This is a genomic window from Pseudomonas fluorescens (assembly GCF_001902145.1).
Lineage (GTDB): Bacteria > Pseudomonadota > Gammaproteobacteria > Pseudomonadales > Pseudomonadaceae > Aquipseudomonas > Aquipseudomonas fluorescens_BV.
The window spans coordinates 48270-60311 of record NZ_MRST01000013.1; the positions used below are offsets into that span (position 1 = coordinate 48270).

The 12042-nt window shown below is 60.9% G+C and carries 12 protein-coding genes; 9 read left to right on the forward strand and 3 right to left on the reverse strand.

Translation table 11 applies throughout. The features are described 5' to 3' along the window. Positions 1-38: 38 nt before the first annotated feature. Both BUE92_RS01780 and BUE92_RS01785 read right to left on the reverse strand, forming a co-directional pair. Positions 39-413, reverse strand: a complete 375-nt coding sequence (locus tag BUE92_RS01780; protein ID WP_073521692.1) for a DUF805 domain-containing protein — start codon at positions 411-413, stop codon at positions 39-41. A gap of 133 nt (positions 414-546) precedes the next feature. Further along, the gene (locus BUE92_RS01785; RefSeq protein WP_073521693.1) at positions 547-1461 is read right to left on the reverse strand and encodes a DUF808 domain-containing protein; all 915 of its coding nucleotides are present in this window, start codon (positions 1459-1461) and stop codon (positions 547-549) included. Between the two features lie 134 nt (positions 1462-1595). Between BUE92_RS01785 and BUE92_RS01790 the strand changes: the two genes are divergently transcribed. Together BUE92_RS01790 and BUE92_RS01795 are read left to right on the forward strand one after the other, a co-directional pair. After that, the gene (locus tag BUE92_RS01790) at positions 1596-2201 is read left to right on the forward strand and encodes a TetR/AcrR family transcriptional regulator (protein WP_073521728.1); all 606 of its coding nucleotides are present in this window, start codon (positions 1596-1598) and stop codon (positions 2199-2201) included. Between the two features lie 191 nt (positions 2202-2392). Next, on the forward strand, positions 2393-2851 hold the full coding sequence (locus tag BUE92_RS01795) for an REP-associated tyrosine transposase (RefSeq protein ID WP_073521694.1): 459 nt from the start codon (positions 2393-2395) through the stop codon (positions 2849-2851). A 110-nt stretch (positions 2852-2961) separates the two neighbouring features. On the opposite strand, the gene BUE92_RS01800 is transcribed toward BUE92_RS01795, so the two are convergent. After that, on the reverse strand, positions 2962-3402 hold the full coding sequence (locus tag BUE92_RS01800) for a GlcG/HbpS family heme-binding protein (protein ID WP_073521695.1): 441 nt from the start codon (positions 3400-3402) through the stop codon (positions 2962-2964). 256 nt (positions 3403-3658) lie between these two features. Between BUE92_RS01800 and gcl the strand changes: the two genes are divergently transcribed. From gcl to BUE92_RS01835, 7 genes are all read left to right on the forward strand, one after another. Further along, entirely contained in the window at positions 3659-5434 is a 1776-nt protein-coding gene (gene gcl / locus BUE92_RS01805) for a glyoxylate carboligase (RefSeq protein WP_003189987.1), read from the forward strand. Between the two features lie 10 nt (positions 5435-5444). Next, positions 5445-6227, forward strand: a complete 783-nt coding sequence (gene hyi / locus BUE92_RS01810; RefSeq protein WP_014717718.1) for a hydroxypyruvate isomerase — start codon at positions 5445-5447, stop codon at positions 6225-6227. Positions 6228-6404: 177 nt separating this feature from the next. Beyond that, on the forward strand, positions 6405-7295 hold the full coding sequence (locus tag BUE92_RS01815; protein WP_073521696.1) for a 2-hydroxy-3-oxopropionate reductase: 891 nt from the start codon (positions 6405-6407) through the stop codon (positions 7293-7295). A 151-nt stretch (positions 7296-7446) separates the two neighbouring features. Beyond that, entirely contained in the window at positions 7447-8727 is a 1281-nt protein-coding gene (locus tag BUE92_RS01820; protein ID WP_073521697.1) for a glycerate kinase type-2 family protein, read from the forward strand. Then, complete coding sequence (gene pyk, locus BUE92_RS01825) at positions 8717-10132, forward strand: pyruvate kinase (protein WP_073521698.1); 1416 nt, start codon at positions 8717-8719, stop codon at positions 10130-10132. Before BUE92_RS01820 ends, pyk begins: the two co-directional genes overlap by 11 nt. 105 nt (positions 10133-10237) lie before the next feature. Further along, positions 10238-11113 (forward strand): urea transporter, encoded by an 876-nt coding sequence (locus BUE92_RS01830; protein WP_073521699.1) that lies wholly within the window; start codon positions 10238-10240, stop codon positions 11111-11113. Positions 11114-11144: 31 nt separating this feature from the next. Further along, on the forward strand, positions 11145-11969 hold the full coding sequence (locus BUE92_RS01835; protein WP_014717713.1) for an ion transporter: 825 nt from the start codon (positions 11145-11147) through the stop codon (positions 11967-11969). The last annotated feature ends 73 nt before the right edge of the window (positions 11970-12042 follow it).

The following is a 12042-nucleotide window of genomic DNA, read 5'->3' on the forward strand; positions in this document are numbered from 1 at the left end:
GATTGAATGGCCTTTTTTATTGCATTGATTTTGCTCACTTACTCAGATAGAAACTCTGTAATTGGAGGCAAGCCATAATCGTTCCCCCCCTTATCGCCTTGGGTGAATAGGCGGACGGACACCATTATAAAACCAACGACCGGTATCAAAAACCAAAGTGCATACGCCCCCGTAATGTTCACATCATGAAGCCTGCGGAATGTCACTGAAACCGCAGGGGGGATCATGAACAAGACGTAAAACCCAAATGGAACGATAAACCACGGACTCGAGAGAACCTCCGCTAAGTACGCTATCAATATAGAGCCCCAAATCAGCATGATGTCCATCACTACAAACGCCCAATATTCCCTTCTGCAGGCTCGCCCACTGAACTTGGCATAGTTTTTTATTGCTTGAAAACACCAGTTCATCCTTAACCCCTTATCGATCCATTTTTCGCGCCACTTCACATGAAGAAGCGCGACGCATCCTATAAATGCATGGAAAATCGGGCTGTAGGATTAAACTTAAACAGTGTTTCAACCTGCAATCAATGCGAACTCATCAGCGCCTAGCTATTCGCCATACCTTGCCGACTGCTTGGACAACGATCAGCACCAAAGCCCCTGCAACAATCCCCGCCAGCGCATTGAGCAACGTCGGCATCAACCATGCCAGAGCCCCCATGCTTTGGCTTACCGTTTCGATCCAGTGATGCACCACGGGCACGCCATGGGTGAGGATGCCACCACCGACCATGAACATCGCCGCCGTGCCGATCACTGAAAGGCTCTTCATCATGTAGGGGGCCGCACTCAGAATCGCGCCGCCAATACTGCGCGCCACCTGACCCGGCTTCTGCGTCAGCCACAGCCCCAGGTCGTCGAGCTTGACGATACCGGCCACCAATCCATATACGCCGATGGTCATGACAATGGCGATACCCGACAGCACGATCACCTGTTGCGTGAGCTGCGCGTCGGCGACGATGCCGAGGGTGATGGCAATGATCTCGGCGGAGAGAATAAAGTCGGTGCGGATCGCGCCCTTGATCTTGTCTTTCTCGAACGCCACCAGATCGGTTGCCGGGTCGGCCACCGCTTCAGTCAACTGTGCGTGTTCGGCCTGGTCTTCAGCCTTGCTGTGCAGGAACTTGTGGGCGAGTTTTTCGAAGCCCTCGAAACACAGGTAGGCACCGCCGAGCATCAACAGCGGTATCACCGCCCACGGAGCGAAGGCGCTGATCAACAGGGCCGTCGGCACCAGGATCAATTTGTTGATGAACGAGCCCTTGGCCACCGCCCACACCACGGGAATTTCCCGCTCGGCGCGCACACCCGAGACCTGCTGGGCGTTCAGCGCAAGGTCATCGCCCAGCACGCCCGATGTCTTCTTGGCGGCCATTTTTGTCATCAGTGCAACGTCATCGAGTACCGCGGCGATATCGTCGATCAACACCAATAAGCTGCTTCCTGCCATGAACCGGACTTCCGTTAGAGAGAGATGGGGCGAGCATAGCGCGGCGCAAAGCGTTGCGGGTAGATTGTTGAGGCCCGCGGATGGCCGGTGCTACCATGCGCAACCGCCTGTCATGGCAAGGAAACGTCTGGTTTATGAGCAGCATTCGCGAGCGCAACAAAGAAAAAATCCTGCGGGCGGCGAGCGAGGAGTTTGCCGACAAGGGCTTCGCCGCGACCAAAACCAGCGACATCGCCGCCAAGGCCGGTCTGCCCAAGCCCAACGTCTATTACTACTTCAAGTCCAAGGACAACCTCTACCGCGAGGTGCTAGAAAGCATTATCGAGCCGATCCTGGCCGCCTCCACGCCGTTCAACCCCGAAGGCGAGCCCAAGGAAGTATTGAGCAACTACATCCGCTCCAAAATCCGCATCTCCCGCGACCTGCCGTTCGCCTCCAAGGTCTTCGCCAGCGAAATCATGCACGGCGCCCCACACCTGAGCGCCGACCAGGTTGAACAGCTCAATGCCCAGGCCAAGCACAATATCAACTGCATCCAGAGCTGGGTTGACCGTGGCCTGATCGCCGCGATTGACCCCAACCACCTGATGTTCAGCATCTGGGCAGCCACCCAGACCTATGCCGATTTCGACTGGCAGATCTCGGCAGTAACCGGCAAGGCCAAGCTGGATGAAGCCGACTATGAGGCGGCGGCGCAGACGATTATTCGGTTGGTGCTCAAGGGGTGTGAGCCGGATTGATAGACCGCAGAGCCTGTACCATTCGCGAGCAGTAGTGCCAGAAACACATTGTATAAACCGCACAAATCCCCTGTGGGAGCGGACTTGCTCGCGAAGGCGCCCTCCCAGACACATTCTGCCAAAAGCCCAAAGATCAGCATCATCCACCGAGATCTAGCCTCTCAGAACCCCATCTGAAGAGAGGCCAAGGAATGCCTGATCGAGCTACTTCATACCGCCTGCGTATCGGTCGATTCAGCGAGCCCAACCGCATCTATCTGATCACCACCAACACCCATGAACGTGTACCGATGTTCAATGACTTTCATCTGGGCCGCTTGGTCGTCTGGCAATTCAGACTCGCCCAATACCAAGGGCTGGCACACTCTCTGGCTTGGGTGGTGATGCCCGACCACTTCCACTGGCTGATCGAACTGCAAAAAGGTTCGCTGGGAGATCTGATGTGCCAGGTGAAATCCAAAAGCACCCGAAGCGTGAACGGCGCTACTGGCCGCAAAGGTCGGCTGTGGCAAACCAGCTTTCATGATCGGGCTCTGCGTAAGGACGATGACTTGGTGAAAATGGCCAGGTATGTGGTTGCTAACCCGCTGAGAGCTGGGCTGGTGAAGCGTATTGGCGACTATCCGCTGTGGGATGCCGTTTGGGTATAGAGCCAAGACCGAGGCGCCCCTTTCGCGAGCAAGCCCGCTCCCACATTTGGAATGCATTCACCTGTGGGAGCGGGCTTGCTCGCGAAGAGGCCCTATCCATCAACCCAAATTCAAGCCGAAACCCCCGCATCCGCCATCAACCCCACCCCCTCTATCGCCGTGATCGCACACTGCTCGTCAATATCGGACGTGTCCCCGCTGATCCCGATTGCGCCCAGCACCACGCCGCTCTGATCTCGTATCAACACCCCACCCGGCGCCGGCACCACGCTGCCCTGCCCCAGGCTGTTCAACGCCGCGATAAACGCCGGCCGCTGTTGGGCGTCCAGTGCCAGCAAACGTGAACCCTTGCCCAGGGCAATGGCGCCCCAGGCTTTGCCGATGGCGATTTGCGGGCGTAGCAGGCTGGCGCCGTCTTCGCGTTGCAGGGTGACCAGGTGGCCGCCGCTGTCGAGCACTGCGATGGTCAGTGGCGCAGCCGAAATGGTGCGGCCTGCGGTAAGGGCCTGGGTGGCCAGTTGGGTGGCGAGTTTCAAGGTTAAAGCGCTCATAGGTGCCGTCCTTATCTTGTTATGGGTAAAGCGGTGAGGTCTGTGTGATCAGATGCTCGATCGCACAAATAGAACACAATGATATTTGTTTTTGTATACAATATTCTCAAACAAAAGCTCCATACGTCGAAAAAAGCGCTTCCGACGAACGCGAAGGCCAGTTTACGAAAGGCATTGACCAACGCAGCTCGGCGTGAATACACTTTGGACAGACACCACTTGTATACAATTACAAAACGCAAGAGGCACCAAAACCATGAGCAAAATGAGAGCAATCGAAGCCGCCGTCCTGGTGATGCGCCGTGAAGGTGTGGATACCGCCTTCGGTATCCCAGGCGCCGCGATCAACCCGCTGTATTCGGCCTTGCAAAAGGTGGGTGGCATCGATCACGTCCTTGCTCGCCACGTTGAAGGCGCCTCGCACATGGCCGAGGGCTACACCCGCACCAAGGCCGGCAATATCGGCGTGTGCATCGGCACGTCGGGCCCGGCGGGTACCGACATGGTCACCGGCCTGTACAGCGCCTCGGCCGACTCGATCCCGATCTTGTGCATCACCGGCCAAGCCCCCCGCGCCCGGATGCACAAGGAAGATTTCCAGGCCGTCGACATCACCAGCATCGTCAAGCCGGTGACCAAGTGGGCAACCACGGTGCTGGAGCCCGGCCAGGTACCTTATGCCTTCCAGAAAGCCTTCTACGAAATGCGCTCCGGCCGCCCCGGCCCGGTGCTGATCGACCTGCCGTTCGACGTACAGATGGCCGAGATCGAATTCGACATCGACGCCTACCAGCCGCTGCCCCTGGCCAAGCCGCTGGCGACCCGTGTGCAAGTGGAAAAAGCCCTGGCTCTGCTCGACGCAGCCGAACGCCCATTGCTGGTGAGCGGTGGCGGCGTGATCAACGCCGACGCCAGCGAGCTGCTGGTGGAGTTCGCTGAGCTGACCGGCATCCCGGTGATCCCGACCCTGATGGGCTGGGGCACTATCCCGGACGACCACCCGCTGATGGTGGGCATGGTCGGCCTGCAAACCTCGCACCGCTACGGCAACGCGACGATGCTCAAGTCGGACGTGGTGCTGGGCATCGGCAACCGCTGGGCCAACCGTCACACCGGCTCGGTAGAGGTGTACACCGAAGGCCGTAAATTCATTCATGTCGACATCGAGCCGACCCAGATTGGCCGCGTCTTCACACCGGATCTGGGCATCGTTTCCGACGCCGGCTCCGCGCTGACGATGTTCATTGAAGTGGCCCGCGAGTGGAAAGCCGCCGGCAAGCTCAAGGACCGCAGTGCCTGGTTGCATGACTGCCAACAACGCAAGGCCACCCTGCACCGCAAGACTCACTTCGACAACGTGCCGGTCAAGCCACAGCGCGTGTACGAAGAGATGAACCAGGTGTTCGGCAAAGACACTTGCTACGTCAGCACCATCGGCCTGTCGCAGATTGCCGGCGCGCAATTCTTGCATGTGTACAAGCCACGCCACTGGATCAACTGCGGCCAGGCTGGCCCACTGGGCTGGACCATTCCTGCGGCGCTGGGCGTGGTCAAGGCCGACCCGAGCCGCAAAGTGGTGGCCTTGTCGGGCGACTATGACTTCCAGTTCATGATCGAAGAACTGGCGGTGGGCGCACAGTTCAAGCTGCCGTACATCCACGTGGTGGTGAACAACTCCTATCTGGGCCTGATCCGCCAGGCACAGCGTGGGTTCGAGATGGACTACTGCGTGCAGCTGTCCTTCGACAACCTCAACGCCCCCGAACTCAACGGCTACGGCGTCGACCATGTGGCGGTTGCCGAGGGCTTGGGCTGCAAGGCCCTGCGTGTGTTCGAGCCAGGCCAGATCCAACCGGCCTTGCGCCGCGCCCAAGAGATGATCGAAGAATTCAAGGTGCCGGTGATCGTTGAGATTATTCTGGAACGGGTGACCAATATTTCCATGGGCACCGAGATCAACGCCGTCAATGAATTCGAAGACCTGGCCCTGGTCGGCAACGACGCGCCGACTGCCATTTCCCTGCTCGATTAAGGAGAACCCTATGCCGCGCTTTGCTGCCAACCTGTCCATGCTGTTTACCGAACAGGATTTCCTTGCCCGCTTCAAAGCGGCTGCCGATGCCGGCTTCCAGGGCGTGGAGTACCTGTTCCCGTATGAGTTCAGCTCTGCCGACATCAAGGCGCAGCTGGACGCCAACGGCCTGACCCAGGTGTTGTTCAACCTGCCTGCCGGTGACTGGGCCAAGGGCGAGCGCGGCCTGGCTTGCCACCCGGACCGGGTCGAGGAGTTCCGTGCCGGGGTCAAACTGGCGATCGCCTATGCCCAGGTCTTGGGCAACACCCAGGTCAATTGCCTGGCGGGCATCCGGCCACAAGGCGTCGATGACGAGACCGTGGAAAAGACCTTTGTCGCCAACCTCAAGTACGCCGCCGAGAAGCTGCAGGCGGCGGGTATCAAGCTGGTGATGGAGATGATCAACACCCGCGACATTCCCGGCTTCTACCTCAACAACACGGCGCAGGCCCTGTCGATTCGCGAGCAAGTGGGCAGCGCCAACCTGTTCCTGCAATACGACATCTACCACATGCAAATCATGGAAGGCGACCTGGCGCGGACCATGGCCGCGCACCTGGGCGAGATCAACCACATTCAACTGGCGGACAACCCGGGGCGCAACGAGCCAGGTACGGGTGAGATCAACTACCGCTTCCTGTTCGAGCATCTGGACCGCATTGGTTACGCGGGTTGGGTCGGCTGTGAGTACAAGCCGTTGACCACTACCGAGGCGGGTTTGGGTTGGCTCAAAACCCATAACGCCATCTGACAGAACACAAACAGGACTTCATGTGGGAGCGGGCTTGCTCGCGAATGCGATCTGACATTAACGACTGATGTCGACTGACTCACCGCTTTCGCGAGCAAGCCCGCTCCCACAGGGGGATCTCCTGTGCTTAGCAGACCGTGCCAGGCCTGTAGGCCTAATAACAAGAGGATTTTGATCATGGCTAAAATCGGATTTATCGGCACCGGCATCATGGGCCAACCCATGGCCGCCAACCTGCAGAAAGCAGGTCATCAACTGTTTCTCTCCGAACATCATGGCAAGGCACCGGCTGAACTGATCAGCGCCGGCGCCGTGGCGCTGGCCAACCCGCAACAAGTGGCACAGGAAGCCGAGTTCATCATCGTCATGGTGCCCGACACCCCACAAGTCGATGACGTGCTGTTTCGCGCCGACGGCGTGGCTGCGGGCCTGTCACCGAACAAGGTGGTGATCGACATGAGCTCGATCTCCCCCACCGCCACCAAAGCATTCGCCGCCAAGGTCAACCAGGCCGGCGCGCAGTACCTGGACGCCCCGGTGTCCGGTGGTGAAGTGGGAGCCAAGGCCGGCACCTTGAGCATTATGGTCGGTGGCGAACCGCAGACGTTCGAACGCGCGCTGCCACTGTTCCAGAGCATGGGCAAAAACATCACCCTGGTAGGCGGCAATGGCGATGGCCAGACCGCCAAGGTCGCCAACCAGATCATCGTCGCGCTGAACATCCAGGCGGTGGCCGAAGCGTTGTTGTTCGCCTCCAAAAACGGCGCCGACCCGGCCAAGGTGCGGGAAGCGCTGATGGGTGGCTTTGCATCGTCCAAGATCCTGGAAGTGCACGGCGAGCGCATGATCAAGGGCACCTTTGACCCGGGCTTCCGCATCAACCTGCACCAGAAGGACCTGAACCTGGCCCTGGCCGGCGCCAAGGAGCTGGGGATCAACCTGCCGAACACCGCCGGCACCCAGCAAGTGTTCAGCACCTGCGCCGCAATTGGCGGCGGCAACTGGGACCACTCGGCGCTGATCAAGGGCCTGGAGCATATGGCGAATTTCTCGATTCGCGAGAAGTAACGAAAATACGCAATACCCCCCCGGTAGGAGCGAGCTTGCTCGCGAAAAACCTGAGAGCACCGCTGGCTGCCTGGTGACCCGCGTTATCGTTGACGATTTTCGCGAGCAAGCTCGCTCCTACAAATAACAAGAATCCCCCGGGAGCCCGCTTATGTCGGTCGATCCGCAACACCTGCTTCGCGAGCTGTTTGCCACAGCCATCGAAGCCGCCCACCCCCGGCAAGTCCTTGAACCCTACCTGCCTGCCGACCGCAGTGGCCGTGTGATCGTGATCGGCGCCGGCAAAGCTGCGGCCGCCATGGCATTGGTCGTCGAAGATTGTTGGCAGGGCGAAGTCTCGGGCCTGGTGGTCACCCGCTATGGCCACGGCGCGCCATGCAAAAAAATCGAAGTGGTCGAAGCCGCCCACCCGGTTCCGGATGCGGCCGGCCTGGCCGTGGCCCAGCGCGTGCTGGAACTGATCAGCCATCTGGGTAAAGACGACCGCGTGATCTTCCTGCTCTCCGGCGGTGGCTCGGCATTACTCGCCCTGCCCGCCGAGGGCATCTCCCTGGCCGACAAGCAAGCCATCAACAAAGCCCTGCTTAAATCCGGCGCCACCATTGGCGAGATGAATTGCGTGCGCAAGCACCTCTCAGCCATCAAGGGTGGGCGCCTGGCCAAGGCTGCGTGGCCGGCCACGGTGTACACCTACGCAATCTCCGATGTGCCGGGCGACCAGGCCACGGTGATTGCCTCGGGCCCGACGGTCGGTGACCCGAGCACCTCGCAACAGGCCCTGGCGATCCTCAAGCGTTACCACATCGACGCCCCCGCTTCGGTGCGCAGCTGGTTGCAGAACCCGGCCTCGGAAACCGTCAAGCCCGGCGACCCGGTGCTTGCCCGCAGCCACTTCCAATTGATCGCCCGCCCGCAGCAATCCCTTGAAGCGGTAGCAGTAAAAGTGCGCCAGGCTGGTTTCAGCCCGCTGATCCTCGGTGATCTGGAAGGCGAAGCCCGCGATGTGGCCAAGGTACACGCCGGCATCGCCCGGCAGATCGTGCAGCATGGTCAGCCACTGGCGGCTCCGTGCGTGATCCTTTCGGGGGGCGAAACCACCGTCACCGTACGCGGCGACGGCCGTGGCGGGCGCAATGCGGAATTCCTGCTCAGCCTCACCGACAGCCTCAAGGGCCTGCCCGGCGTGTACGCCCTGGCCGGCGATACCGATGGCATCGACGGTTCAGAAGACAACGCCGGCGCGATCATGACCCCCTGCAGCTACCGCCGTGCCGAAGCCCTGGGCCTGTCGGCCAGTGATGAGCTGGACAACAACAACGGCTACGGCTATTTCGCCGCCCTGGGCGACTTGATCGTCACCGAGCCGACGCGCACCAACGTCAACGACTTGCGCGCCATCCTGATCCTTGAGACTGCCAACCATGACGCCTGACAAGAAGGTCAAAATCCTCGCCACCCTGGGCCCGGCCACCGGCGGTATCGACGACATCCGCGAGCTGGTGGAGGCCGGGGTAAATATCTTCCGTCTCAACTTCAGCCACGGCGACCACGCCGACCATGCCCAGCGCTACCAGTGGATTCGCCAGGTCGAGCGCCAGCTCAACTACCCGCTCGGTATCCTCATGGACCTGCAAGGGCCGAAGCTGCGGGTGGGACGCTTTGCCGAGGGCAAGGTGCAACTGGTGCGCGGCCAGGCGCTGCGCCTGGACCTGGATGAAACCCTGGGCGACCAGCGCCGGGTCAACCTGCCCCACCCGGAAATCATCGCAGCCCTGGAGCCGGGCATGGACCTGCTGCTCGACGACGGCAAGCTGCGCCTGCGCGTCATCACCAAGCATACCGACGCCATCGACACCACCGTGCTCAATGGCGGCGAACTGTCTGACCGTAAAGGTGTGAACGTTCCACAAGCGCTGTTGGAACTGAGCCCACTCACCGCCAAGGACCGTCGCGACCTGAGCTTCGGCCTGGAGCTGGGTGTGGACTGGGTGGCGCTGTCGTTTGTGCAGCGCCCGGAAGACATCCGCGAAGCCCGCGAGCTGATCGGCGATAAAGCGTTTCTGATGGCCAAGATCGAAAAACCTTCGGCGGTGCAACGGCTGCGAGAAATCGCCGAATTGAGCGACGCGATCATGGTGGCTCGGGGCGATTTGGGCGTGGAAGTGCCGGCCGAGAGCGTGCCGCAAATCCAGAAAGACATCATCAGCACCTGCCGCCAACTGGGTAAGCCGGTGGTGGTGGCCACGCAGATGCTCGAGTCCATGCGCTTCTCGCCGGCACCCACCCGCGCCGAAGTCACCGATGTCGCCAACGCGGTGGCTGAAGGTGCCGACGCGGTGATGCTGTCGGCGGAAACCGCCTCGGGCGAGTACCCGCTGGAAGCGGTGCAGATGATGAGCAAGATCATCCGCCAGGTGGAAAACGGCCCGGACTACCAGGCACAACTGGATGTCAGCCGGCCCAAGGCTGATGCCACGGTGTCGGACGCCATCAGCTGTGCGATCCGCCGCATCAGCAGCATCCTGCCGGTGGCTGTGCTGGTGAACTACAGCGAGTCCGGCAGTTCCAGCTTGCGCGCGGCGCGGGAACGGCCCGTGGCGCCGATTCTCAACCTCACGCCCAACCTGTCTACGGCGCGACGCTTGAGCGTGGCGTGGGGCGTGCACTCGGTGGTCAATGATCGGCTGCGCCAGGTGGATGAGGTGTGTTCCACCGCGCTGGAAATTGCCCAGGCCCAGGGCATGGCGCAGCGTGGCGATACCTTGGTGATTACCGCGGGGGTGCCGTTCGGGCAGCCGGGGTCTACCAATTCGCTGCGTATCGAAACCCTACTGTAGGAGCGAGCTTGCTCGCGAAGAACGTCAACGATGACGCGTGCATCCTGAATGCACGCGGCGCCCTCAGGTTTTTCGCGAGCAAGCTCGCTCCTACAGGGAGCTGACATGCACAACCCAACCTGCCCCGACTGGGCCGAAGCCCTGCTCAACGGCTTCAGCCAAATCTTCCTGCAGCGCCACCCGCTGTGCGGCCTGCTGTGCCTGCTGGCGATCCTGATCGGCGCCCCGGCCTTGCTTGGCGGGGCCTTGCTTGGGGGTGTCGCAGGGTTGCTCACGGCCCAGCGCCGGGGGTATCCCAAGGCCGAGCGCCAGGCCGGGCTGTATAGCTACAACGGCGTATTGCTGGGCCTGTTGATCAGCCAGCACTTTGCCTGGTCGGCGCTGGTGCCGCCACTGATCCTGGCGTGCGGCGGCGTGAGTGCCATCCTCACTCGGCACTGGTTGAAACACGCGACCCAGCCCCAGGATTTGCCCGCCTACACCGCGCCCTTTGTTGGCCTGGGCTGGTTGCTGCTCGGCCAGGTCCCGGAGAACACCCTTGTGCTGAGCGAGCCCGACACTGTCGCTGTACTGGCCGCGCCCTTCACCGGCCTTGGGCAAATCATGTTGCTGGACCAGCCCCTGGCGGGCGTACTGATCGCCCTGGGCTTGCTGCTGGCCGACCGTCGCGCCGTCGCGTGGGCCTTGGGCGGCGCCACTCTCGGCATGCTGGCCGGCCTGTGGTTGAACGACCCCGCTGGCGCCCTGCTCGGCCTGCACAGCTATAACCCCGCGCTGGCCGCCCTGGCCCTGTGCTCGTCACGTCGCCAGCCCTGGTTATCACTGCTGGGCATTGGCCTGGCCATCCTGCTCACCCCGGGCTTCGCCGGCCTGCACCTGCCCGCGCTGACCGCGCCATTTATCCTCGCGTGCTGGCTGGTGCGTGCCGGTCAGCGAATGCTGCACAAGCCTCACATGGACAGCCCGTTCGAATCGCCCTAGGCTTGCTCGATATTCGTTTCAGGCAGGGTTTATGGACAGCAACAACGACTGGCGCCAGCGCCTCTACATCATGGTGTTCCAAAGCGACACCGTCGCCGGGCGGCGCTTTGACGGCATCCTGCTGCTGATCATCCTCGCCAGCCTGGTGATCGTGATGCTCGACAGCATCGACACAATCCATCAGAACTACGCCGACGTGCTGGCCTATATCGAGTGGGGCTTCACGCTGATCTTCGCCATCGAGTACGGCCTGCGCCTGTATTGCTCGCCCAAGCCGCTGCGCTATGCCTTCAGCTTTTATGGCTTGGTGGACCTGCTCGCCATCGTCCCCGGCATCCTCGCGCTGTACTACAGCGACGCCCAGTATCTGCTGATCATCCGCATCATCCGGATGCTGCGCATCTTCCGCGTGCTCAAGCTCAGCCCGTACCTCAAGCAGGCCAATTACCTGATGGCGGCGCTGCGCGGCAGCAAGCAGAAGATTGTGGTGTTCCTGGTCAGCGTGTGCACCCTGGTGACGGTGTTCGGCACCTTGATGTACGTGATCGAAGGCCCGGAACATGGCTTTACCAGTATTCCCAAGGGCATCTACTGGGCGATCGTCACCCTGACCACCGTGGGCTTCGGCGATATCGTGCCCAAGACGCCCCTGGGCCAGGTTATTTCATCGCTGGTGATGATCACCGGTTACTCGATCATCGCGGTGCCGACGGGTATTTTTACCGCTGAACTGGCCAGTGCCATGCGCGGCGAACAGCTGCATACCGACTGCCCCGTGTGCAAGAAGGACAGCCATGAACCCAACGCTGCGTTTTGCGCGCGCTGTGGCAGCAATCTGTTTCGCAAACTGGAATAAGCAAAGTTCGTTTTAATCTTTAAAGCTCTATGCAGGCCCGGCTATAGTCGCTGGCAAATTGCCTCCCCTCTTC